Below are 25,510 nucleotides of genomic sequence, written 5' to 3' on the forward strand. Positions count from 1 at the left end.
GTATTATGAGTTACATATATTTTTAATATTGGCAATATACTGATTGGTTAATGCATCTGCATCTCCAACACTAGTTGATAGATCTGTCAGCATTTTGGCAACCTCTTTTGCTTTTTCAAAGTTCACAGAAACTTTCTCAGTACCCGATTCAACTGTCTGATCAATTTCCTTCTCAATTGCCTTATACATTTCGTCTTGTATAGCCATAGTATCATTATTTATAGTTATTATTTTCTTCTTCAAGCATTGCAAACAAGTCAATTCTCAACATTTCACAATACGCTTTTAATTCTCCATATAATATATCTATTTGATTATCCGCCAATGCAGCAAAATTCACAATACGCTTAACTTCACTTATAAACATATTGCGTTCTATCCCTTCTGCATCTTCAACCACATTAGGGGGAGTGACTATCAAATCCCAAATTTTTGCTTTCTCCTTATCTTTACTTTTTCTCAAAACACGTCCACGCCTTTGAACAAATTGACGAGGATTACCAGTACTTGAACAAAAGATTGCATGTTCTGCACGTGGTATATCAACACCTTCATCCAAGCATTTCATTGAAAGTAAAATCTGAATATCTCCATTTGCAAAACTTTTCAATATATTGGGAGCATCATCAAGTCCACTAATGTATTTATGATAACTATATCCTTGATTCTTGAACATTTGAGCATACTCATCTATGATATGAACATCCTCTTGGTCTATATCGTAATAATCTCTTTCTGAATAATCAGGTTCATATCCTTCTGGGACAAAGACAAAAGTATAATCTAACTTACGCCTCTGCTTTAGGTTTTCCAACAAGTTTAAGATAGCCTCTTTTTTGTTTTCTGCCTTATGGATAATCCTTTTACGCTTCAATAATAATTTTTCAGCCTCAGGTTTATATTTCCCAGTATCAGAATCTATAAATTTCCGAAGTTGAGATGATACCTTTTCATACTCCTCCATCTCTGAACTTGTCAATTCAACGAAAATAGGAAAATAATCATAATGGCATAAGACTTCTGAATCAATTGCTTGTTTCATTGTATAACGAAACGTATATTCAGGAGGTCTTGAATTAAAGAACTCATATAGCTTTTCAGAACCTAACTCATCATATACCCTCTCTGGGGTCGCGGATAAACCTATACGCCATTTAATCGCTTCTGGTAAATGCTTAAGTGAACTTGTTGAACCAATATTATGTGCTTCATCTGCAATATAGACAAATGTTTCTATTCCCTTTGTTTTATCAAGGAAAATCTGAATATCTTTGCGATTAAACGTTGCGTACGTGGTAATTATAATTATACTCTTGGTCTGATCTAACAAACTTCTAGTTGTATAACGACTCAATGTATTCTTCCAATCCTTATCCGCATATGTTGAAACTATATTCTGGAAATTAAATGATTCAGCTTCTTGTTTCCATTGGACAGCCAAAGCTTGTGTCGGCACTACAATAATTGCTTTATAAAATCCATTCTCCTTATATTGCTTTCTCAAACAGTTTAAAGCCGTCACTGTTTTTCCAGATCCTGTAGCCATAGCAAATACACCATTTCTACCATTACAAAGCCATGCATTATATGCTTCTTTTTGTATTTCTCTTTCTTCTGGAAATGGGAATCGAGGTTCCTGCTCTTTCAATTCTATTTTGTCAAGAACTCTTTGAGACAAGGGCTTACAAAAATCATTAATAGTTTTATCCTCTCTTAAATCTATGCTATTATCAAGCAACTGTTTTAATGATTCTTTGTGAAAATTCTCACTAATATAAGTTTTAACCTCATCTATGGGTAGATGAATCAAATGGGGTGTATCATTTTCCCAGGATTTATCAAACAAGGTTTGGTATTCTGATATTCTTTTATTATCAGCTGGCGATGTAAATACAGTAATAGTTTCACCATTAAACTCCAATGCTGAACGAGAAAAGTTTGCAGAACCTATAAACGCAACTTTATTCCCTTCTTCGTCAGTAAAGATGCCATATTTATCATGACCAAGCCCACCTTTAGTTGAAATAGTCGCAATAAATTCAATTCTATTGATTGAAATTAGATATGACAAACAATGAAAAAAGTGGTCATCCTCTTTAGAAAGTGTTTTTGCTAATTTTTTAATATCTGACAATATACGATTTTCAAAATCTTCAACCAAATGCTTTTGACCATTTTCTATTGCCTCTTTATCTTCTTTACTAAGAAGATGATTCATAACAACACGCATTTTGCCTCCATTCGCAATGAATAAGGCAAAACCATATGCTAAACTTCTTATTCCACTTGATGAAAAGAATCCCAAGCCCAAATCGAAAGTAGAACTTTCAATCAGTGCTTCAGTAAAAAAATCCTTAGGTTCATCATATCCTGAAGAATAACTATGTTTGAATTGCACATCTCTTAACATATTATGAATTCCAATCCATTAGTAATTTTATCTATAAGATAATCGTAACCATTTAAATTCGGATTATCTTGTAACTCCTTATTCATCAGTTGCAATCCGTCATCAATATGCAGTTTAATGTATTTAGGGATATCTTTATCTGTTTTATAAAGTCCATATTTTACACAAATAAGTCCGATATAATATGGCAAATTATTTCCGAATAAAACATTCTTACTATACTCCTTACCCTGAGAATCTGCAATATCAGTCAAAGACAACAAACGATCTTTAGAGAGAGAATATGTTAATGCTATTCTAGCAATTATATTCTCAGCTCCCAGATTAAACTTTCGACTTAGGTCTGTAACAATATCTTTGTTCGCCCTTGATGTTTTTATTGATGTAAACATAGCTATAACAATGTTTCAAATAATTTATTAGGAACAATCTTCTTAAACGAAGAACAGCCATCCTCATTCTCTATAACATAAACTCTATTAACATTTGGTAGCAATGCATTGTATTCATCTTCCGATAGCTCTTTGCCGAGCAACGGAAAAATGACTACTTGCTTCGATACACTAGGATAGAATTTTGTTATAATATTGCGAGAGTGAATGCTGTCAAACTTCTGCAAGGGACTATCGATAAATACAGGGAACTCTATACCCGATTCCTCAACAAGTGCATTAAGAATCGCAGTTGCGTATAATTGCTGCTCTCCCTTTGATAGCTTTTCTTTGCTAAGAAGTTCTCCTGTCTTATCTAATAGTTCAATTTCAATAATATCATCCTGCAAATCAATCCGCACATTATGTATAAAATCAACTTTATGCATCAACACATCAATACCTGCCATTATCTTCTTTTCCAGTGATAATTTGCGTTTTGTTCGCAATTCAAATAAAAAAGTAGTCAATTCACCAATGAGTCGTTCTGCAATAATATCTTTCTCTTTATCAGATTTATCAACTCTAACATTTTTCGCAACCTCGGATAATTGTTTCTTTAGTACTTTAATATCTTTATTGAGTGTTCCAATCTGTTCAGACATTTGGCGTGTTTGAATTTCTAGCTGTGCCAACAATTCATCAACCTCAGCCTTACGCATTCTTATCTCTTTGACATTTGCATTACCGTCATCATATTCCGCCTCCACAATCTTACGCTGTGTCTTGGCTAGGAATAATGCATTATTTTTAATATCCTTTACTAATTGCTTGAATATGGCACTGAAAGAGTATCTAATGTTGTCAAATAATGCTTGGAACTCATTTACTTCATTATCAGTGTAATCAACTAGTATCTTAACATCATCAATAGTAGCATCACTTATGTCAAGAATATTTTTAGCAAATACCTCGGCTATTATATGTTCAACTGCTTGCTTTTGTGAAGTGGAAAATTTTAAAGTGGCTACAGCATCTGTAATTTGAGTATGGATAGATTGCAACGCTGAATTGATTGCCTCACAACTTGCCGCAGACGTTTTGACATCTTTTTCGGCAGCAACTTGCCCCATCAAATTGGCAAATAATTTTCCTGATATAGCAAAAGGTGCTATATCCAACATATCACGTAATTGGTTTTTCAGTTTCGTATCCTTGTCTTTTAGAGCAACAAGCAACTCTTTCTGTTTTTTCAGTTCTTCGACACTTATTGCATTACCTTCTCGAATCAATCGTTCCTGCAATTGAATAGACTCAGTTCTGTATTGTTGGATTTGACTATCTATATTTTCGCGTTCCGCTTCTTTGACTTTAATTTTAACCTCAATATCAGTCACACTGCTAGTAAGCTTATCTAACTTAGCCTTGCTTGCTGTTGAGCCGGCATTTCGCCTAAATTTAAGACGAAGATTTTCAAGATTTCGTTTAATATCCTCATATTTCTTAATACCCAAAACCTCACTATATGCAGTACTCAAGCGACGCTTTTCATCAATAGACTTTACTTCAGCAAGATTAACAATCTTTTCGGCATCAAAGAAGAAGAATTTTGCGATATCTTTTGACAGAATAAAGTCGTTAATAAAGATATCATAACCGACCTCTTTGGCCAATTCATTAGCCTGACCGTCAATCAAAACCTCAACAGACTCTATGTCAAGGAAATAATCATAGGTTCTACGAATGGTTATAGTTCGGCAAGGTATAGATGGAATAAATACATCCGTTAGACCGATTTCTACATAGTACTGAGAATCTTCTTTTATGTATTCGTTCTCTGAAGAATAGCCGTGCTTTACAATTTGCTTTCGCTCTTCTAAACTAACTTCATATGCGTTAACAGCATTTGCAAGCTCCTTATGTAGGCTCTGACGAGCATAATTCTTATATCCTTGAGCATCGTTGATGTCTCTTCTAAACTTGTCATCAACATCTGCCATTAGTTTACCGTATAGGCACCATACAAGTGATGTAAGGAATGTCGTCTTACCAAAACCATTATTGCCAGCCACAAGAAATATATTTTTTGTATCTGGCTTAAAAGAGGTTTTGTTATGCCCCCTATACGCTCTGTAATTATGTAATATTATAGACTCGATAAACATATCTTATTGTTGATTGAGGTAGTTATCTAATCGCTTCTCAATATCGCCTTGAAGCCCATTGTTGTTCATCAAAATAGTCTTACTTTTTTGAAGCGACACCAGATCATTAATCAAATGATAATCTTCAGGATGTTCTACACAAACCTTTTCAAGAATCAGGCGCTCTTGATATTGCATATTCTCAAGAGGCATATTTCGATTGTATACCTCATTGTAAATGTCTGTTACTTTAGGTGAGAAGAAACCATCTCGATACCAATTGATTTGAATTGCGACTAATTCTTGGTTTGAAATCAACTCCATATGTGGTTTAACCTGCTGCATATTTCGCTGTAGTTCCAATAATTTACGAAGCATTTCGCAACGATACTCAAAGGTATAATTACCTTGATTATGTCCATCTGCATCTTGTGCGGCTTGTCCATTTCGCCGTGTGGCATATCGATTTTCCGATATGTTACGACCTGCCACCATCTCATCTCGATACTTTAATAGAGGAGCCATCCACTGGTTACCATTGTTAATAAGGGCTTTCATTGATTTATCTTCTTTCACAACAGTACATACCCAACAACCAAATCGACTCTGACCACAAGACGGTTGAGTTTTGTCAGTTATCACAGTTGGACACTCATAATCATCAGCTGTTGCATCAGCATAAATTTGGAATAATTTTTTATTATCATATCCCCAAGGCGAAGGCTCGTTATTAAGAATATACCAAACCTCTTCTAAATATAAGTCCTTAATTGGCGGATATGTATATGTATTGGGATTCAATGGATGCTTGGTCAATCTTTTACCTTTAATTTCATGACGACGGATTGACTTTGCCCGGGTTGCACTCTCTGTTAACCTAGTACCAATAAGTACTATAGCCTCTCCCATAATATCTACCTTATCAAGAATAAATTGAGTTGTAGGCTTAATCTTTAATCTATCAGTACACCATCTGAAAGTGTTATTAGGTACAGGGTAACCTTTACCTAAGAAACTAATCCAAAAACTATCCTCTAATTTCGGAACTGTTGTTTGAACATTGATTGGTAATTTCTGGTCGATAGCGGCTGATTGAATTTTATCCATCACCTCGACAATATAATCTGTGATGATAGGATTCTCAACAAGTGTATCATTGTTTACAACATATACTTGTCGAGTAAGGGCAATGTTTCCTAACTCCTTTCGTATAGCAAGCAACGCTCTCCATACTAAAGTTAGGACAACCGTGCTATCCTTACCTCCGCTAAATCCGATAATCCAAGGTATATTATTATCATTTTCAAGATACTGCTCCTTGATATCATCTATTATATAATCAATACGTTTTGACATTATAAATTATCTTTCTGCGATTTTAATAATACACGAACATCAACATCTAACAAGTTTGCAATCTCTTGTAGTTGGGCAATAGACGGCTGCGACTTATTGGAACACCATCTTGAAATTGTATTCTCAGACTTACCCATTTGCTCTGCCAACCATCTATTCGTTCTTTGCTTTTCTGCAAGTACCGCCTTAATTCTATTCATTACTATTTGTTGATTATTCGACATTAGTATTCAATTTATACTCGTTATATTGCAAACAAAGATACATCTAATTTCCTATATAGCCAAGTAGATAAGCAACAAAAACATCGTTTAAAGGAATGACTACAGTTGGCATAAAGATATGCAAAAGAATACATGTATCGTTTTTATCTATTCCATCAATGAATTTCACCTTTCAAAAAATTATGCTGCACAAACATTATGTTCGCACAGCATAATATAAAATTCAATCACATCCTATCGCTCAACCACATACAAATCAACCCTCTACCTCGTATCGCTTGGCAAATGGGCACACTATAATAGTTATTCCGCCTTGTATCGCCCATCCAACACTCCGGCAAACACATCCATCTCTCTCTTGGAAATTCCTAATCGTGTTGCCAATTCGCGCCATCCTTTTACAGCTTCAATCACCTCCGAAAGAATCTTTTCTGCTGTTTTACGGTTTAGCATGTAGCCTTCGCAAGCATCCAGCAAAATACTCAGCTCTGCTTTATTAGAGGTTGATGAAACCAGCAGACTTTGATACTCATTCAAAGTGGGGTTCATGTCGTATGCAGGAGAAAGTGTCCAACCTTTTGCAGTCAAAAGGAAACCATGATTGCGGAAATGGTCGTCACTATTGCCTATGCATATATTGAAAGCCACACGACGGTATAGTTCCTGTAGGTTTCGTTCCACATCGGTACAGCTCTGAATAATAAAGTCGACTATATCCAGATAGCCATGCCCGGTAGTTGCATTGTCACCATCACTCAGCCCCAATAAGGTCATGGCAGATGCAAAATGAATGCGTTTTCCTTCTTGGGTTCTATCGAAGCGTTGTGACAGCAATGTATGATATTTCTCTCCAGTTGCCAACACTTTTGTTTTTGCAGCGTTTATCCCTGCTTTTGTGGCAAGCAAATGACTGAAATGCTCCCAAAGTCCAACATCATAGTCATCCTTGCGCGATGGAAACTTGGCCACATAAAGAACTTTATCTGTATCTACAACATTGGCTTTAGGCCTTGCACCTCCTAATGACGTTCCCGGTTGCACAAGTTGTGCAATCCATTTCCTATCAGGGAGCATATTGTTTTCCTCACATTTCTCTATCTCGGCACTGGCTGCAATCAGTTCCCGAATATCCGTCAAAGGTGGAATTTTCAATGATTCACTCACATTGATAAATTCGCCATCGAGGTCTTCCTTAAAACGGAATCCACCCATTCGGGAGAAATCATCGATACCAGTCAAGAAATCGAAGGATGACAATCTCCGTACTGGTCGTTTTTCTTCTGCAGCTGCAATTTGCTCACGACGCAACAACAAAGTACGCCCCCAACGATCCGGCAAAGCATCAGAAAAGCATCCAAATATATCCTTGTCCGGTTGTGTATATTGTTGTCCCGGGTAATTATTCAGGTCGTCACTCAAAAACAGATCGCTGTGCTGCCTTAACCATTCATTATTGAACGTAAAACTATAGCTGTCCGCACCACGAAGAGACTCATAGCCTAGTTCGCCAATGAGTTCCATTTCTTTGAGCCAATCGAAATCGGCATATACATACAACTTTTTCATAGATTATTCTTTTTTGGATGCACGTTCTCTTGTTTTCAAACTCAAATCTTGCAAAGCTTTTCCCATTTTATCTTCTTTGGCAAGCAATAGAATATCATCGTCAAGTTGCAATGCGTACAAAACACGTAGATAGATCCCTATTGCAACAGTAGGAATCCCTTTTTCTATTCGGGACACAGTAAGCGGTGAACAGGTGGCACGTTCAGCAACCTGAGCCACACTCAGATTCCTACGTAAACGAGCTAGCTTAATCTGCTCGCCTACAATCTGCATCTTTTGCTCCAATTTTCGGGGCAACTTTGTACCCATTGTATTCTTTGCCATATTTTCTTATTTAAGGTGCAAAGCGACTATGTCGATGACTTCTCCATAGTCAACCTATCATATAATATGCAAAGGTAATACTTTTTATTTATTTAATGATGTGTTGTATATAGAAAATGCACATCATTGAATAATTAACCATGCACATATCCCTTTTTGAGCAGAAACTCCAAAAACTAAATATCATAATTTTGTTTGTAAGTGCTATATACACCTATCTACAAATAATATATTATTCGTAATATAGATGCAAATTATTACCCATACACTCATCATATCAAAGAACTATTTTGCTTGCCAAAAGAAAAAGATATTACTCCACTCTCAACTTGACTTTAATGACCGTTATTATATACACGGGCAATAAAGTCAAGTCAAACAGAGGGGAAAAATGGAAAAAGACTTCGACTGATTTTTTCTCTTTTGGTCAGCAAACAATATCCATGAAAATCTATTGCATTTAGTTGACATTATCGGTGAAAACATCACGGAATTTTGTACCTTTGTAGTCGGATAGAAGATAGGTGAACTTCATCGAGGATACAATATTTCCTCATGGTTCTGATTCATTGAGAAAAGAGTGTAAAACAGCCTCAAAAACAAGTCTCAGAGGTCTCAAAAACAACTTTTCTACCGATTAAATTGCAACAATTTATCATTCAAGCAGCTATGTATGCTGCATCGGGAAGTAAATCCATTCTATCAACGATTACCATAAATATTATAGTTATGAAAAAATGTAGAATCACCGTTATGAGGATAGCTTGTTATCCAGATTTGATGGCGAAGTATGAGAATCCCATGGAACACGCTTGTGATATGAAAGAAGGCCAAATTTTTATAGCTAATGGGTGGAAGAAACCTGAAAGTATGTGCGATAGTGCTTGGGAGAGTATGTCTTCCTTTGTAATGGCTTTAGCGCATGGTGGTGGTAATTTTTATAATGGGTGGATGAAAAATGAGAAGTCTGCCATGATATCGTGCAATGACGGTTTTCGTCCTGTTAGTTTTTTTATTGAGGCATTGGAGGAAGAGGCTGATTGAGTTTTTTCCTGTAAAAATATTTATAAATGGATTTTGAAACAAAACTGTCCCAACGCATCGGTATGGACGATATTCATGAAATAGTCCTGCTTGTCGAGCATGATGATCGTCAAAAGCAAAGGCTATATGATTTGGTTATCGGGGATGACGAGACAATAGGCTATCATGCGGCTTGGATTTTTACTCATGTTTCCTCAAAAGGTAACGAGTGGTTGTATGTCAAGCAGGATGAACTGATAGATGAAGTGCTGAGCTGCAAGCACGGGGGAAAGCGGAGGGTAATTCTTAATTTGCTTTATAAACAGCCGCAGGCTAATCCGCCAAGGGTTGATTTTCTTGATTTTTGTTTGGAAAAGATGATATCTCGTCAAGAATTGCCGGGCGTGAGGTCTCTTTGCTTGAAATTAGCTTATGAATTATGCCGTCCTATTCCTGAATTGATGCAAGAGTTGAAAATGGTGCTTGAAATAATGGAACTAGATTGCGAGCCATCTATGAGAACTGTCCGAAAGAATATTCTGAAAGCTATAAGTAAAGAGAAAAAATTATAAACGAGTGTTTCTTGTCGAGGATTCAGATTGCGGGAGATTATATATTAATATCTTATTCTCTAAATAAACCTACTATAAGGGGAGGTGGACAGTTGTGTCTGTTGTAAGTCGATTAAAAAGAGTTATATTTGTGAATATCAAATTAAAAGTTTTGCCATGTTAAATTTTGATTTTCATAATTTGTTGGATTGGAAGCAGTTTCAACGTCTGATTTGTGATGTCCTTGAAATTCGAGAGAAAGGATTAACGTTTACAACCTATGGACCAGGTAAAGATGGGGGGATCGATATTAGATGTACGAATTCCGATTTGAACATTATAGGGCAAACTAAACTTTTAGATCCTCGTAATTATAATAGGCTAAAAACAGAATTAAAAAAGGAGGTTGTTAAATGTAAACAACGTAATCCGGATCGATACATTTTGGCAATCAGTATGAGTTTGAGTCCTGATAAAGCTACAGAGATATTAGATATGTTTGGCGGGTATATTAAGAATGAAGAAGATATTATTGACAGAGAAAAATTGAATAAATATCTTGATAAACCTGAATATGCTAGGCTAAAAAGAACTTATTCTAGCTTGTTAGTTCCTGATCTAACTTACGTGGAAAATATTATTGAAAATATTATAAATCGAAGATTTTATAATAAAACAAAAGAAGAGTTGGATTTTATCAAGGATTATCGTAGTCTTTACTATAATACAGGGCAGTATTGTCAGGCTCTAAAAAAAGTTAAAGAGGAGAGAATTGTCATATTAACAGGTAATCCGGGAGTGGGTAAATCGACGACAGCTAGGATGATAATACAACAGCTGTTGCCAGAAAAATGGGATAATATATTTGCTTTATATCATGCATTTGATATTGATGAAGTGATGGATTGTAATAAGAAACAATTATTCTTTATTGATGATTTTTGGGGATCTCAATTTGATAAACAAATTTGGAATCGTGATGATTTGAAACGTTTCGTACGAATTATAGAAAGGATACGGAAAAGTCCCAATCATTATTTGATCTTAACCTCTCGGACATATATCATTGATTCGATATTGAATAAGGCGGAGATTGACCTTAAAGAACTTTTAAGGTTGAGAAATTATACATTATCAATAGAGGAATATAGTTTGGAGGATAGGGCAAAGATATTTTTGAATCATTTGTTGTTTTATAATTGTGGACGTGAATACCTTGAATATCTGCGGTATAATGATTTGTTAAATAGATTATTAAGTCATCCCAATTATTCTCCAAGGCATATCGAATATTTTATGAATTACGTGTATAATATAAAAGTTGATAGTTGTTATGCGTTTTACAAGGAATTTCAACATTATTTGGACAAACCTTATGATTATTGGGAAGAAATATTTCGTCTTCAAACTAGTGATGCACGGTTAATATTATTGTTAATGCTTATTTCTAGTGATCCGATCGAAATAGGAGATTTAAGAAAAGCTTTTAAAAGAACAGAGAAATTAACTCGTTCGGAACTTAATTTAAATACAGAACTTTTAGAATTCGATGAACAGATAAAGGTTTTGGAAGAATTATTTATTATAACTAATCAAGATCCTTATACAGGAGAAATTTGGTTGTCATTCCGAAGTCCAGGAATCAAGGATTACTTGTTAGAATACCTGAGAAAAAATATAGAATCTTGGGGTGAAGTTCTAATAAAGGGGGCGGAATTTTTTAATCAGTTGTATTATGTGTTTAGTACCTACGAGGATAACATTGATGATACCTCGGCAGATATATGTTTATTTGGGGAAAAAATTATTTTGCCAACTGATTTGCAGAAGATCTTAAAAAATAAAATATTGTCAGAATTTGACCATCTTAATTTTAGTACAAATGATTTCAGTGAAGTGGCAGATACGTTTACACGTGCTCATAATAGTGCAGAAACAGAATACATGAAATATTTGATCTTGATGAGGTTGTTTGATATAGAAGAGGTGGATAATAATGAGGTGCTGGATTTCGTTTTGGAACGGGTACGTAAAGATATCATAGGTTTTGATGGAACGCAAAAAGTTGTGTGTAAAGATTCGATGTTGCGTTTCCCTTGTGTTATTAAAGATTTAAAACCTTTTCTGAAGTTAAATCCATACGATGTTCTTGCGATATATCATCATAGTATTACTTTTGCGATGGAGTACAATTATTTTTACGAGTTTAGAGATATTTTTCCGGAAGAGTTTGAGCACTATTACCATGAACATATTAAGATGATTAGAAAGCATCTCCGGGTACTAATTCTAGATGATATAGAATATTATTATGATGACGAGGGTATAGGAGAAGAATTGGATGATTTATTATATTGCATAGATGGATTCAAGAAGCAGTATGGAATTAGATTGAACAGTGAATTTATTCAGAAAATGGAAGAGGCATTGGAAATGCCTGGTTATTTTGATGAACGCAAAGAAAAAAGAGGAAGGTATAAATCTCGCAAACAAAATATAAAACAAGAAAGATATGTTCCTTCATTTTCGGATAAAATGATTTCTACTTACTTGGGAGATAAATATGAATCAGGCGTGTCGCCTGAAAAATTGATTAAAACTTATTGTCAGAATAAACAGATAAAGAATAGATTACTTCTGGAAATAAAAAAGGAGGATTCATTTATATCTAGTTTTGTTGATAATACTCCTTCAATGATTGAGATGATCGATTTTGTTTGTAATGCAAATGTAGAGTTTGAGAACATTTCGAGATATACTTTTTTCGAGCGTTTTGTTGAATATTGTAGTGAAAAATACAATATTGATTGGAGAACGATTCAAAAAGTACTTCCGAGAATGCTATTAGAGTGTTATTATGAAAATATACATTCTCGTGAAAATATGTATTATACAGATATTCAGATTAAAGAGCGTTTAAAGCGTTTTGGTATGGAGGTACCTGATCCAGATATACTTTATCCATTGATTATTCCTGAAAAAAGTTGGTACACTTTTTTGAATTTTGATTTAATCATTTATTTTCTTTCACTTGCCTTAAAGCAGGAGAAAGACGAAAGCGAGTATAAAGAAACCATTGTAGATATTTGTTCTAATGGAGAACGACTTTTGGGGACCTTTATTCAAGAAGCAGATGCAGACCGTTTTCGAGAGAAAATATTAAAACCTGAAATGGAGCGTTTTTTTAATGCCCTGAATTTGAAATCTCCACGTGCTTTGGTTCTGTCTTTTTTGCGTTTCTTTAATCCGTCTATAGATTTTGTTTGGAAGAAAAAGCAAAAGTCGTTTGAGCAAGAGGGAGGTGCTAGTAAAGAGTGTTTTATACAAGAATTATTTTGTCTGTTAGGGATTATCTCTGAAGCATGTGAATGGGAGGTGGATTCTTTTTTCTATGGAGAAATTTATTGGAATCCAGATTCAGAAAAATGCAAAATGTATAAGAATGGATACCCGGAACTGTATCAAAAACTTTTGCAGACGTTAGGTTTGTTGAATGATAAAGGTATACCTGTAAAGAGTACGGATAAAATTTTCAAGTTGAATATCTATAAATTTGCTAATGAAAAAGGAAATTACCGCTTATTACAAAATGTGGGGATGGAAGATTTTATTTTAAATTTGTATGCTCGTATAAAGCAAAAATTTAATGCTTTTTTAGATGCAAACGATCATAAAGATCTCTTGTAGATGGTGATTTTGAATCAATAGACTTAATTATGTGGGTAATAGTATGATTTTTTTTCATGAATAGATAAAGACCACCTTAATTTCCTAGTAATCCCAAAGTAATACTATCTCTTGTCGCTTACAACCTACTTACACGACCGCTACAGCAAGGTTGGGAATGGGGGAGGTAAGTGGGTTGATTCTGGGGTATAATTGTCATGAGGTAGTTTTACCGTGGGATTACTTTGGGATGATGGTAGTTTTCCTCTTTTAAAGAAGTTTTGTCGGGATACAAATATCAACGATGTGTTTCTTTGGGGGGAGAAGCGTTTGGTAGGGTTCATGAGTACACCCGTTTCCCTGCTGGTAACCGCTTTCGGTGAACCTGTGGCACATGGTGTGCCATGCCTTCAGGAATTTATCTGTTCTTGCTAATTTTATCTGTATGGAATCCTACTTGTACGGAGAATTTTATTAACTTGCGACGTTTTAGTGAAATGATGTTATTTCTCGTGCTTATGAGTAAACGTATTGTTCAATTCGGTAGTAAGTTGCACTTTTCTCGTTGGAACAGAAAGGGGTATGCTATTTTTGCCTCGCTGGGACGGGAGGTGCGGATCGGTACGTTGGCAATTCATATTTGCGAGATGTCATTGCAGAAATCATCGAGGAAGGGCGTGATCGTGAACTTGTCGGAAGTGTTCGAGCGGCTTGTCAGGTTGTTCGAGGGATACGAGGAGAAAGTGGTACAGGCGTGTCGCGTGTCGTCGCCGAGTCGGGTGGATGCAGGTTGCATAAACAGGTATTTGAATATTAATATATAGGAAAGGTATGTCCGTTTTTTGAATGGAGATACCTTTTTTAATTGAAATGGAGAATTGAAAATGACGGGATTGATCGAGGAATTGAAACGAAAGGTTTTCGAGGGAGGACAGATCACGAGGGAAGAGGCAATGGCTTTGGCGAACGTGGCGGATAAGCAGGCGTTGTACGGGGCTGCGGGGGAGATTCGGGATCGTTTTGCGGGACAGTATTTTGACACGTGTTCGATCGTGAATGCACGGTCGGGACGGTGTTCGGAGAATTGTAAATGGTGTGCGCAGTCGGCGGTGTTTAAAACACACGTGCAGGAGTACGAGTTGATTGATGAGGAGAGTTGCGTGGAGCTTGCCCGGTTGAACGCGAAGTACAAGGTGAACAAGTTCTCGTTCGTGACGAGCGGGCGTTCGTTGTCGGATAAGAATATCGATCGTTTGTGCGGGTACGCGAGGAGAATCAAGGGGGAGATGGAGATTAACTTGTGTGCCTCCATGGGGTTGTTGAATAAAGAACAATTGCGTAAGTTAAAAGAAGCAGGTATAACACGCTACCATTGTAATTTGGAGTCATCCCGCAGATTCTTTGCCACGTTGTGTTCGTCACACACGATAGACGAAAAGATTCAGACGATCCGTTACGCGCAAGAGCTCGGGATGGAAGTTTGCTCCGGGGGAATTATCGGTATGGGCGAAACGATGGAAGACCGGGTGGACCTTGCTTTGGCGGTACGTGAATTAGGCGTGAAGTCGATACCGATGAACGTGTTGAACCCGATACCGGGTACGCCTCTCGAGAGTACGGCTCCACTGGCAGATGAAGAAGTATTGACAACGGTTGCGGTCTTCCGTTTTATTAATCCTGATGCCTTTTTGCGGTTTGCCGGGGGACGTGTACTGATCGCCCATATCGAGGAAGAGGCTATACGAGCCGGGATAAATTCAGCGATACTGGGTGATATGCTGACCACGGTGGGCTCAAAAGTGATGGAGGATATGGAGAAGGTGAAGAGAATGGGATTTACAATTGAGAAATAAACTTTTAATTTTATAAAGGTGAATACGGCAGAATTATTGGAATTTGACAAGGAGCATTTGTGGCATCCTTACACTTCGACGGTAAACCCGCTTCCGGTGTATCCGGTGAAAAGGGCGGAAGGTGTCTATATCGAGCTGGAGGACGGTACACGGCTGATTGACGGGATGTCGTCATGGTGGTGTGCCGTACACGGGTATAATCATCCGGCATTGAACGCGGCTATGGAGGGACAGTTGAAGAATATGTCTCACGTGATGTTCGGGGGATTGACGCATCGTCCGGCGGTGGAGTTGGCGGAGAAGCTGGTGAAAATGACTCCGGCGGGGATCGACAAAATATTCTATTGTGATTCCGGTTCAGTTGCCGTGGAGGTTGCCATGAAAATGGCTTTGCAATACTGGTATGCTGCCGGGAGAGAGGAGAAGCGTAACTTTCTGACGATCATGAAGGGATATCACGGTGACACGTGGAATGCCATGTCCGTGTGCGACCCGGTGACGGGGATGCATAGTATTTTCCGGGGTACATTGCCCATGCAGTATTTTGTACATCGCCCGGAAGTGCGTTACGGGGAGGTGTGTTTGCCGGAACATATAGAGGAATTCAAGCAATGCCTTCGTAATAATCATAACCGTATTGCAGCCGTGATACTGGAACCGGTTGTACAGGGTGCCGGGGGAATGTGGTTCTACTCGGCGGATTATCTGCGTCAGGTGCGGGAGTTGTGTAATGATTATGATGTGTTGCTCGTCTGTGATGAGATTGCGACCGGTTTTGGGCGGACGGGAAAGATGTGGGGGGTAGACCATGCGGGGATTGTGCCGGACATCATGTGTGTCGGTAAGGCGATCACGGGTGGGTACATGAGTTTTGCCGCCACGATGACGACGGAAAAAGTTGCGACTCAAATATGCTCGAAAGACCCGGGCGTGTTCATGCACGGTCCCACGTTCATGGGTAACCCGATGGCGTGTGCCGTGGCGAATGCTTCGTTGGATTTGATCCGGGGGTACGATCTTGCCGGGATGATCGGGCGGATCGAGAGTCAATTACGGCAGGAATTATTGCCTGCACTGGAATTTGCGAACGTGGCGGATGTACGTGTACTTGGGGCTATTGGAGTTGTTGAGTTAAAGGAACCCGTGAACATGGGAGTGATGCAGGCGGCTTTCGTGAGAGAGGGGGTATGGATTCGTCCTTTCGGACGGTTGGTGTACGTGATGCCACCGTTTATAATCCGGGAGGAGGAGTTGACGAAGTTGACGTCTGCATTGCTGCACGTGATTTCTTACTTCAAGTAATTTACAATTGAAAATGAATTTCTCCGTCAACTTTGCTGATACCTCCTCTATAAACAGAGGAGATACAGAAGACTCTTGCCAAAGGTGGTGAGTATTTTAGCTTGGTAATTTTGCTAAAGGCGAAAAACATGAATAGAGAACGATATAGTAATAAGTTAGATAAAATCAAGGAATTTGGGAATTACCGGATGTTGCGGGAGGTGCAGCATAACGGTTTTCTGATTCATTATAACGATCGGGAGATGTTGAATCTTTCGTCGAATGATTACCTGGGATTGTCTTCCAATCCGACATTATACGAGGAATTCCGGAAGGAAACGGATATGAAATTATTAAGTTTCAGTGCCGTGTCTTCCCGGTTGTTGTCGGGAAATCACGAGTATTACACGCTGTTGGAGGATGATTTGAAGGATTTGTACGGAAAGGAGGCAGCGTTAGTGCTCAATTCGGGGTATCATGCGAATATCGGGATACTGCCGGCGTTGGCAGGGAAGCGGGATTTGATCGTGGCGGATAAATTGGTGCATGCGAGTATTATCGACGGTTTGCGTTTGAGTGAGGCAGAGATGTTGCGTTACCGCCACTTGGATTACGATCACTTGCGGGAGATTCTGTTCAATCATCGGGAAGAATACGAGAACGTGTTTATCGTGACGGAATCGATATTCAGCATGGATGGAGACGTGGCGGATTTGCAGGATTTGTGCGACTTGAAGAAGGAGTACGATGCTTTCCTGTATGTCGACGAGGCTCATGCCGTGGGAGTGCGGGGCACGAATGGATTGGGGTGTTGCGAGGAACAAGGATGTGTTGATGATATTGATTTTATCGTGGGTACTTTCGGGAAAGCGTTCGCCTCTTATGGAGCTTTCGTGGTTTGTGACGAACTTTTCCGGGATTACCTGGTCAACACGCAGCGGAGTTTGATTTTCACAACGGCATTGCCCCCGGTGAATGTGGCATGGACACGTTTTGTGCTGAACCGGATGCCGGACTTTTTCCCTTTCCGTTTGAAATTGACTGAAATTGCAGAGCGTTTGCGGGCTACATTGAAGGAACGGGGATTCGAAACACGGGGAAACTCGCATATAGTGCCTTTCCTGTGCGGGTCGAACGAGAATAGTGTTTATATGTCTGAATTGTTTCAGGATAACGGTTTCTTTGTACTTCCCGTGAGATACCCGACGGTGCCCAAGAACGAGGCGCGTATCCGTTTCTCGTTAAATGCCGCAATACCGGAAGAAGATTACGATTGTTTGATGGAGTTGATAGAAGTGAGTTTATAAATTTGCTAAAGGCAAAAATTATGCGAAGAGAGTGGATTGCCAAAGAAGGGGGACGGTGCTTGACTTTATTTTTCAACGGGTGGGGTATGGACGAACGTGCCGTGCAACATTTGGCAGGAACGGGTGACGTGTTGATGTTCTATGATTATCGGGATATAGCGGGGGAAGAAGCTCCACGAACAGAGGGATACGAGGAAGTGCGGGTGGTGGCATGGTCTATGGGAGTATGGGCGGCATCGGTGTTATTGAGCCGTTGGGCGCTTCACGTGGATTACCGGGTAGCGATTAATGGAACGGAACGTCCCGTGGACGAGTGTTACGGGATTCAACCGAAGGTTTATCTACTGACGGAACGGGGTATGGATGAGCGGGGAAGGAATAAGTTTTTTGCACGGATGCTTGCCGGGAAAGAAGAAATGGTGAAATTCGAGGCAAATAAGCCTCGTAGAGAGTTGAACGAGCAGGTGGAGGAGTTACGGGCTATCCGGGAACAATCGGGGCTTATAAGACCGGAAATACGGTGGAATAAAGCTTACGTGTTTGCCGGGGATGTCATTTTTCCGGCGGAAAACCAACGAAACTGGTGGAATGGAAGATGTGAGGTGGTGAATCTGGAAGGGGGGCATTATCCGTTTTACGTGTTGGATAACTGGGAGATAATATAGAATTATGGAGATAAACAAGGAGAAAGTACGGAAGCATTTCCGGCGGAGCATGGGGAGTTATGATGAGAATGCCCGGGTACAGAAGGTTGTTGTCGAGCGATTGTGCCCTATGGCGACGAAGGCGTTGAGGCATAAGCCCCGGAAGATTTTAGAAGTGGGATGCGGAACGGGATTGTTGACTGCGTTGTTGAGGAAGGCTTTCCCGGATAGTGAGTTGCACGTGAATGATTTGGTGGAGGATTTGTGTTATAGGGCGGCTGTTGCCAACGGGATTCCGAAGGAATGTTGTTTCGCGGGCGATATAGAACGGGTTGAACTTCCCGGGAGATATGATCTTGTGGTTTCGGCTTCAACCTTCCAGTGGTTTACTGATCCGGTTGCAACTTTTAGAAAGTTCGCGGATAGCTTGAATGAAGATGGTTGCATGGTATTTAGTTCTTTTGGGAAGCATAATTTGCGTGAAATTCGAGAAACTACTGGTGGCGGTTTGGCGTATCGCACGAAAGAGAAGTTGCGGGAGTTGTTGAGTTCTTGTTTTGATGTGGAGTGGATGGAAGAAGAATTCCACGTGTTGGAATTTGATAATCCTTTGTTGGTGTTGCAGCACTTGAAGAGAACGGGCGTGAATGTGTCGGCAGATCATTCCGTGTGGACGAAAGGACGGGTAAATGCTTTTATTGGCGACTATAATGCCCGTTTTGCAACAGGAGGTAAAGTACCTTTAACGTATCATCCGCTTTATTTCGTGTGCAGGAGGAAACAATTGAAAATAAAAGAAGCATTGGCAAGTGGGGAGAAATCTAAAATTGAAATCTAAAATTAGAATGGTTTATTTTGTTAGTGGAATAGATACAGATGCCGGGAAGTCGGTGGTAACCGGGTTACTGGCTCGCTCTTTGAAGCGGAAAGGGGTAAACGTGATTACCCAAAAGTTTATTCAGACTGGATGCCGGGGTATATCGGAAGATATATTGAAACATCGGGAGATCATGGGGATCGAGCTGCGGGTGGTAGACGAGGACGGGACGACTTGTCCTTACGTGATGACTTATCCGGCTTCTCCGCATTTGGCGGCAGAGATTGATAAGGTGACACTCGATATGAGGCGGATCACAGGAGCCTCTAGGAAGTTGGAAATGATGTATGATGTCGTGTTGTTGGAGGGTGCTGGGGGATTGTACGTACCCGTGACCCGTGACTATTTCACGATAGATTACGTGTGTGAACAAAAACTTCCGTTGATATTGGTAACTTCTTCTAAATTAGGGAGTATTAATCATACATTGATGAGTCTTGAATTGTGTCGGGCACGGGGAATCGAGTTGGCTTGTCTGGTGTACAATCGTTTCCCGAATGACAGCGAATGGATCACGAATGATTCGATCACGATATTCAGGCAATATTTGAAAGAGCATTTTCCGACGACGGCGTTGATTGAAGTTCCCGTGGTACATGGGACGGATTATCCGGACGTGGATGTTAGTGTCTTGGAGGGACGAAAATGAGGAAATTGGAACTACTTTCTCCGGCGAAAAATGCCGATGTGGCGATAGCCGCAATCAATAATGGGGCGGATGCCGTGTATATCGGCGGACCTGCTTTTGGAGCACGGCAAGCGGTTGGCAATTCTTTGGAAGAGATAGAACGGGTGGTATGGTACGCTCATCGTTTCTATTGCAGGGTGTTCGTGACGTTGAACACGATACTCTATGATAACGAGCTGGCGGAAGTGGAACGTTTGATTCGTGATCTGTACCGGATAGAGGTGGATGCTATCATCGTGCAAGATCCGGCAATACTGAAACTGGATATACCGCCTATTGCCTTGCACGCCAGCACGCAAATGCATAATTACGATTTGGAAAGAATCAAGTTTCTCGATCGGTTGGGATTCCAGCGTATCGTGTTGGCAAGGGAGCTTTCGTTGGAACAGTTGAAAACGATTCGGCGAGAGGTGAAGGCGGAGTTGGAATATTTTGTGCATGGCGCTTTGTGTGTTAGTTTAAGCGGACAATGTTATATGTCTTGTTATCTGACAGGAAGGTCTGCTAACCGGGGCGAGTGTGCCCAAGCTTGCCGGATGCGGTGGACGGTGGAAGACAGTGATGGGAAAGTGTTGGTGAAGGATAAGTATGTGCTTTCATTGAAAGATTTAAATTTATCCGCTTATTTGGGTGATTTAGTGGATATTGGAATCGATTCGTTTAAGATAGAGGGGCGCTTGAAAGAGGCGGATTATGTGGCGAATGTCACGAATTATTATTCTTCTCGTTTGGACGAGATTGTTGCCCGTCGGGAGGGGATGTCCCGTGTGGGTAACGGGTATTCGAGAGTGGGATTTGAGGCTGACCCGGAAAGGAGTTTCAACCGGGGGTACACGGATTATTTTGTCAAAGGGCGGAAGGCCGGAATGGTGAACATGGATAGCCCGAAATCCATGGGGAAAAAGGTAGCCGTGGTGAAACAAGTTCGGGGGAATGTGCTATCGGTAGAACCTTTGGAAACGATACACAACGCTGACGGGTTGTGTTATTTTGATGGGAGAGAATTGCGGGGAATAAAGGTGAACACGGCGGAAGGTGGTCGGTTGACGTGTAATGAAAAGGTGAATGTCGCACCGGGTACTATCTTGTACAGGAATTACGATCACGAGTTTGTAACTCGTTTGTCTAAAGCTGTTTCTGCCCGTAATATTAAAGTGAAAATTGATGTATACACGGAGAATAATCATCTTGTATTTGTGGCGACAGACGAGGCGGGTATTTCCGTGACACTGAAAAGTGAGGAGTCGTTCGAGGAAGCGACCAACCCGAATCAAGCGGAACGCGTTGTCGGGCAATTAGGCAAGAGCGGGAATACGCATTATGATTGTTGCCCGGTAGAATATCTCGGGGATACGATACTTTTTGTCCCGTCCTCAGTAGTAAACACGTATCGGGGGCGTTTGTTGGATTTACTGACCGAAGAACGGGAGAAGCAGCGGGAACGCTGGGTGCAATCTCCTTTGAACGGGGACGCTTTGTACGTCGGACAACCGGATTGGCGATTGAACGTGGTCAACCAACTTTCCTCGGAATTTTACCGGGAGCATGGGACTGACACGCCGGAGGATGGTTTTGAGGTAGGGAAAAACCGTTCGGGCAAAGAGGTGATGACGACACGCTACTGCTTGTTGTTCGAGTTGGGAATGTGCCGCAAGTCGGGTAAGGATAAGGCTTTGAGGTTTCCCCTGTACCTCTCCAACAACTTGGGCAGATTCCGGCTCGAGTTTGATTGTGAACGTTGTTTTATGAAGGTGATCTCGTTGTAACGGGTTTAGTGTACTAATTTCAAGCCCACGACACCCGTGAGGATTAACGTGACGAACAGAAGGCGCAGGATACTTGCAGAGTCGTGGAAAAATAATATCCCGAGTAATACGGTACCCACGGCTCCGATGCCTGTCCAGACCACGTATGCCGTGCCTATGGGGATACTTTTTTGAGCCAGGTACAACAGGTATCCGCTGAATCCCATGGAAACCACGGCAAGCGCTATGAACAAGTAAAAGTGTTTCTCGTAAACACCCGCTAATTTAAAACCGAGAGGCCAGCCTATTTCCAATAGCCCGGCACAAACTAATAAAATCCAAGGCATAATCGTTGTTGTTAGTGTTATTGGAACAAAGGTACGGTGGGGGAAGGCGTTTATAGTTGATATTTATCAATTAATGAGGTCGTATCGATTCATTCGTGTATCTTTGTGGAAACGATAAAACAAGTAAGCGTGATGACAGGAATTGAACATTTTCTCCCGGGGAATATCCTCAAACAGTTGCTGCCTCTCGTGACAGAGGTGCGTTACCCTAGGGGGCATATATTGTTTAACCGGGATAAACCGGAAAGGAATATTTATATCCTCGGTCAAGGCATTGCACGTGCTTACACGGAGGGGGATGGAAATGACGTGACGATTTGGTTCGGGCAGGAAGGCGATGTTATTATTTCCGCCCGGGGGTATGTTTACGGGGAAAAGGGCTATGAGACGATGGAATTGTTGGAAGATTCCGTGTTGTACCGGATGGAATGGCAGGGGCTCTTTGAACTTTACCGCCATGATATAGAGATATGTAATTGGGCTAGGCAGTTGTTGGAACGGGAGTTCGTGCGAACAGAACAACGGTTGATTTCCCATTTGTCCGAGACTGCCACGGAACGCTATTTGCACTTGATGCAAGAGAAACCCGGTATCATCCAACGGGTGCAGTTGCAGTATATCGCTTCTTATCTTGGGATTACCTCCGAGCATTTAAGTCGGATCAGGGGAAAAATGTTTTTGTGATTTTCTATAAATGAAACAATCGGAGTCATGGCGTGTATATTATTGCAACTGTAACAATAAGGTGGTTTTAAGCGTATGTTTTTTGATAGAATTTTAGTATCTTGCGATACTTTATGAATAAGGTTAATTTGTAATGACAATGAAAAACAGTCGTATTTTATATATATTGTGTTTTGTATTCTTTTTCATGGTGTCTTGTGAGAAAGATGAAGTGGAGTCGGAGAAGGAGAGAACGTTGATGGTTTACCTTGTGGGACAGGGGGATGGCAATATATCCAGCTATCTGAAAAATAATATCCGGGATATGGCTGGGGGGTGGAAAAAAGGTTATGATGGTAATATTGTTATTTTTTATGATGCTAACAATGCCGCTCCTCAATTACTGACGTTTAAAGTGAAGAATGGGGTGGCGGAGCAAGAAGTGCTTAAAACATATGATGATGATTTGAATTCAGCATCCCCGGAAACATTGAAGCAGGTGGTGCAAGAAATGCAGGCGTTGTTTCCGGCACGCTCTTACGGGATGATTTTCGGGGGGCACGCTTCGGGGTGGATTCCTCCGGTTTTGTCGGGACGGGCGGCAAGGTCCCCCTCTTTTTGGGAAAATTCAATTAGCAGAAGTTTTGCGGATGCCTCTACTTCGAGCATGGATATACGTGATATGGCGAAGGCATTGCCTTCCGGGTTAGATTTTATCTTGTTCGATGCCTGCCTGATGTCCTCTGTCGAGGCATTATACGAGTTCCGGGATAAAGTGAAGTATATTATTGCCTCCCCGACGGAAACGCCGATAGTCGGGTATCCTTATGGTGATATAATGTCTTATTTCTGGGGAAATGAAATGCAATTGGAGGGAGAGTTGGAAAATATATGTAAGATCTATTACGAGTTTTATAATACATATAGTTCGGCAAATCGTTTTGGTTCGGTTGCCTTGATTAATATGGCAGAGTTGGAAAATCTATATGATCTGACACGGGAAGTATTAAGCGGGAAGGCTTCAGATGCAGCCAAAATAGAGGCTTCGGTGGTATATAATTACCCGAAAGTGGGATATTCCAAGTATGATCGTTTTTTTGATTTAAGGGAGTATATCAAATATATGACTCAAGATAGACCTTCTCTATATACGGCTTACAAGAAACAGTTAGAAAAGGTCGTTTTGTATAAAGCCGTGACGAATCCTTTTTACTATATAACCATTCCGGAAGAAAAATTCAGTGGTATAGCTACCTATATCCCCCGGAATTTTTGGCACAGCGAAACCACTGCTTACTGGGATTTCCCGTGGGCGGGAGTTTACGAGCGGGATGCCACGGAGTAGAATATTTTTGCTCCGGTTTCGATAAGTTCATCCGGGAAATCGTATTGCGGGGAGTGAAGCGGGGCACAATTTTCCCCAGCACCCAGACCGAACATGGCTCCCTTGTATTGTTGGGTGAACAGCCCGAAGTCTTCGCCCCAGCTAAAGGGGGTTTCTATTTCCACGTAATCAAAACCTTCGCGAAGGGCAATATTTTTAATCATACCGACCGTCTGCTCGTCATTTTCATTGGCGAAGAAAGGTTCCAGCCACGTGATCTTGTGTTGTAAGCCCGGGGTGTTTTCACTTGCGGAGGCAATCAGTTTTTTTAATTTTTCAGCGTACTCGTGCAACTGATGATTGGTCTTAGCCCGTAGTGTTGCCCGGATGACACCTTTTCCGGCAGATACGCCATAGGCTTCTTCTCCCGCGTGAATCTCCACGATAGTCGCAAGAAAATAGTCATCGGATTGAATATCCGTGTTGTTCCATTGCAGGAGTTCCTCTACGATGCGTAAAGTGGCGGGAATGGGGCTGATCCCTTTTTGGGGTTCTGCGGCGTGTGAGGTTTTGCCCGTGAGGGCGATCGACACGCTAATGACGGCACACGTGAAACTGCCTTTCTTGCAGAGTATAGCGGAGGATTTAAAGCCGGGAATATTATGCAAGGCGAAAACTCTGTCTATCGTGTAGTAATCAAGTACGTGGGTATCCAGTACGGCTTTTGAACCGCTTCCGTTTTCTTCTGCCGGTTGGAAAAGTAACAGTACCCTTCCTTGTTTTAGCGGTTGTTCATGCAGCATTTGGGCGAAACGCAAGAGTATGGTCGTGTGCCCGTCGTGTCCGCACTTGTGGGCTACTCCCGGGTTCTGTGAATGGTAGGGAAGATCGTTTGGCTCCTGTACTGCCACGGCATCCATATCCGCCCGAAAAAGTAGGGTAGGACCTTCTTCCGAGAAGAAATATTCAGCCAGCAGACCGTGTCCGCCCACGTGGCGGATGATTTTAGTCGGGGCGAACGCCTGTAATTGTTCTTCCACGAAACGAGCCGTGTTGCTCTCCTGTCCGGATAATTCAGGGTGTTGGTGCAATTTCCTGCGTGTGCGGTAAAAAGTATCTTCTTGCATAATCGTTCTTTTGTCCCGC

At 40.5% G+C, this 25,510-nt stretch carries 23 protein-coding genes; 13 read left to right on the plus strand and 10 right to left on the minus strand.

All coding sequences use genetic code 11. From position 1 onward, the window contains the following. Window positions 1-3 precede the first annotated feature (3 nt). The 8 genes from BN8899_RS16245 to BN8899_RS16280 form a co-directional block, all read right to left on the minus strand. Window positions 4-207, minus strand: coding sequence for a hypothetical protein (locus tag BN8899_RS16245; protein WP_055256826.1), 204 nt, complete (start codon window positions 205-207; stop codon window positions 4-6). A 7-nt stretch (window positions 208-214) separates the two neighbouring features. Continuing rightward, complete coding sequence (locus BN8899_RS16250) at window positions 215-2,410, minus strand: DEAD/DEAH box helicase family protein (RefSeq protein WP_065220182.1); 2,196 nt, start codon at window positions 2,408-2,410, stop codon at window positions 215-217. After that, window positions 2,404-2,802, minus strand: a complete 399-nt coding sequence (locus BN8899_RS16255) for a DndE family protein (protein ID WP_065220183.1) — start codon at window positions 2,800-2,802, stop codon at window positions 2,404-2,406. Before BN8899_RS16255 ends, BN8899_RS16250 begins: the two co-directional genes overlap by 7 nt. Window positions 2,803-2,804: 2 nt before the next feature. Next, complete coding sequence (locus tag BN8899_RS16260; RefSeq protein WP_065220184.1) at window positions 2,805-4,946, minus strand: AAA family ATPase; 2,142 nt, start codon at window positions 4,944-4,946, stop codon at window positions 2,805-2,807. A 3-nt stretch (window positions 4,947-4,949) separates the two neighbouring features. After that, window positions 4,950-6,281, minus strand: a complete 1,332-nt coding sequence (dndC, locus tag BN8899_RS16265; protein WP_065220185.1) for a DNA phosphorothioation system sulfurtransferase DndC — start codon at window positions 6,279-6,281, stop codon at window positions 4,950-4,952. Beyond that, window positions 6,281-6,505: a helix-turn-helix domain-containing protein gene (locus BN8899_RS16270; protein ID WP_055256792.1), complete on the minus strand. Its 225-nt coding sequence runs from the start codon at window positions 6,503-6,505 to the stop codon at window positions 6,281-6,283. The genes dndC and BN8899_RS16270 overlap by 1 nt, the downstream gene beginning before the upstream one ends. A 303-nt stretch (window positions 6,506-6,808) precedes the next feature. Continuing rightward, on the minus strand, window positions 6,809-8,071 hold the full coding sequence (locus BN8899_RS16275) for a type II toxin-antitoxin system HipA family toxin (protein WP_065220186.1): 1,263 nt from the start codon (window positions 8,069-8,071) through the stop codon (window positions 6,809-6,811). Window positions 8,072-8,074: 3 nt separating this feature from the next. Then, window positions 8,075-8,395, minus strand: coding sequence for a helix-turn-helix domain-containing protein (locus BN8899_RS16280; protein ID WP_009036646.1), 321 nt, complete (start codon window positions 8,393-8,395; stop codon window positions 8,075-8,077). A gap of 729 nt (window positions 8,396-9,124) precedes the next feature. Here BN8899_RS16280 and BN8899_RS16285 point away from each other — a divergent pair. The 11 genes from BN8899_RS16285 (at window position 9,125) to BN8899_RS16335 (ending at window position 22,051) form a co-directional block, all read left to right on the plus strand. Continuing rightward, on the plus strand, window positions 9,125-9,439 hold the full coding sequence (locus BN8899_RS16285; protein WP_026207255.1) for a TIGR04076 family protein: 315 nt from the start codon (window positions 9,125-9,127) through the stop codon (window positions 9,437-9,439). A gap of 26 nt (window positions 9,440-9,465) precedes the next feature. Further along, complete coding sequence (locus BN8899_RS16290; RefSeq protein ID WP_065220187.1) at window positions 9,466-9,990, plus strand: hypothetical protein; 525 nt, start codon at window positions 9,466-9,468, stop codon at window positions 9,988-9,990. Between the two features lie 156 nt (window positions 9,991-10,146). After that, window positions 10,147-13,656, plus strand: coding sequence for an nSTAND3 domain-containing NTPase (locus BN8899_RS16295; RefSeq protein ID WP_065220188.1), 3,510 nt, complete (start codon window positions 10,147-10,149; stop codon window positions 13,654-13,656). 497 nt (window positions 13,657-14,153) lie between these two features. Next, entirely contained in the window at window positions 14,154-14,459 is a 306-nt protein-coding gene (locus tag BN8899_RS16300) for a hypothetical protein (protein WP_148375492.1), read from the plus strand. Window positions 14,460-14,519: 60 nt separating this feature from the next. Then, window positions 14,520-15,488 carry a biotin synthase BioB gene (gene bioB, locus BN8899_RS16305; protein ID WP_065220190.1) on the plus strand — a complete coding sequence of 323 codons (969 nt, stop codon included), beginning with the start codon at window positions 14,520-14,522 and terminating at the stop codon, window positions 15,486-15,488. 18 nt (window positions 15,489-15,506) lie between these two features. Next, window positions 15,507-16,790, plus strand: a complete 1,284-nt coding sequence (gene bioA / locus BN8899_RS16310; RefSeq protein WP_065220191.1) for an adenosylmethionine--8-amino-7-oxononanoate transaminase — start codon at window positions 15,507-15,509, stop codon at window positions 16,788-16,790. Between the two features lie 128 nt (window positions 16,791-16,918). Next, on the plus strand, window positions 16,919-18,076 hold the full coding sequence (locus tag BN8899_RS16315) for an aminotransferase class I/II-fold pyridoxal phosphate-dependent enzyme (RefSeq protein WP_065220192.1): 1,158 nt from the start codon (window positions 16,919-16,921) through the stop codon (window positions 18,074-18,076). 20 nt (window positions 18,077-18,096) lie between these two features. Beyond that, on the plus strand, window positions 18,097-18,741 hold the full coding sequence (locus tag BN8899_RS16320; protein WP_065220193.1) for a DUF452 family protein: 645 nt from the start codon (window positions 18,097-18,099) through the stop codon (window positions 18,739-18,741). Between the two features lie 4 nt (window positions 18,742-18,745). Beyond that, the gene (gene bioC, locus BN8899_RS16325) at window positions 18,746-19,558 is read left to right on the plus strand and encodes a malonyl-ACP O-methyltransferase BioC (RefSeq protein WP_082987102.1); all 813 of its coding nucleotides are present in this window, start codon (window positions 18,746-18,748) and stop codon (window positions 19,556-19,558) included. Between the two features lie 7 nt (window positions 19,559-19,565). Continuing rightward, window positions 19,566-20,246, plus strand: coding sequence for a dethiobiotin synthase (bioD, locus tag BN8899_RS16330; protein ID WP_082987103.1), 681 nt, complete (start codon window positions 19,566-19,568; stop codon window positions 20,244-20,246). Continuing rightward, window positions 20,243-22,051 (plus strand): peptidase U32 family protein, encoded by a 1,809-nt coding sequence (locus tag BN8899_RS16335; RefSeq protein ID WP_065220195.1) that lies wholly within the window; start codon window positions 20,243-20,245, stop codon window positions 22,049-22,051. Before bioD ends, BN8899_RS16335 begins: the two co-directional genes overlap by 4 nt. Window positions 22,052-22,056: 5 nt before the next feature. On the opposite strand, the gene BN8899_RS16340 is transcribed toward BN8899_RS16335, so the two are convergent. Further along, window positions 22,057-22,377 carry a DMT family transporter gene (locus BN8899_RS16340; RefSeq protein ID WP_018336475.1) on the minus strand — a complete coding sequence of 107 codons (321 nt, stop codon included), beginning with the start codon at window positions 22,375-22,377 and terminating at the stop codon, window positions 22,057-22,059. Window positions 22,378-22,509: 132 nt separating this feature from the next. On the opposite strand from BN8899_RS16340, the gene BN8899_RS16345 reads away from it, so the two are divergent. Both BN8899_RS16345 and BN8899_RS16350 read left to right on the plus strand, forming a co-directional pair. Continuing rightward, window positions 22,510-23,061: a Crp/Fnr family transcriptional regulator gene (locus BN8899_RS16345; protein WP_065220196.1), complete on the plus strand. Its 552-nt coding sequence runs from the start codon at window positions 22,510-22,512 to the stop codon at window positions 23,059-23,061. Between the two features lie 139 nt (window positions 23,062-23,200). After that, complete coding sequence (locus BN8899_RS16350; RefSeq protein ID WP_065220197.1) at window positions 23,201-24,385, plus strand: clostripain-related cysteine peptidase; 1,185 nt, start codon at window positions 23,201-23,203, stop codon at window positions 24,383-24,385. Here the strand turns inward: BN8899_RS16350 and BN8899_RS16355 are convergent. After that, window positions 24,361-25,491, minus strand: coding sequence for a M20 metallopeptidase family protein (locus BN8899_RS16355; RefSeq protein WP_065220198.1), 1,131 nt, complete (start codon window positions 25,489-25,491; stop codon window positions 24,361-24,363). The genes BN8899_RS16350 and BN8899_RS16355 overlap by 25 nt on opposite strands. Between the last annotated feature and the right edge of the window lie 19 nt (window positions 25,492-25,510).

The sequence above is a fragment of the Butyricimonas sp. Marseille-P2440 genome, assembly GCF_900091675.1.
GTDB lineage: Bacteria > Bacteroidota > Bacteroidia > Bacteroidales > Marinifilaceae > Butyricimonas > Butyricimonas synergistica.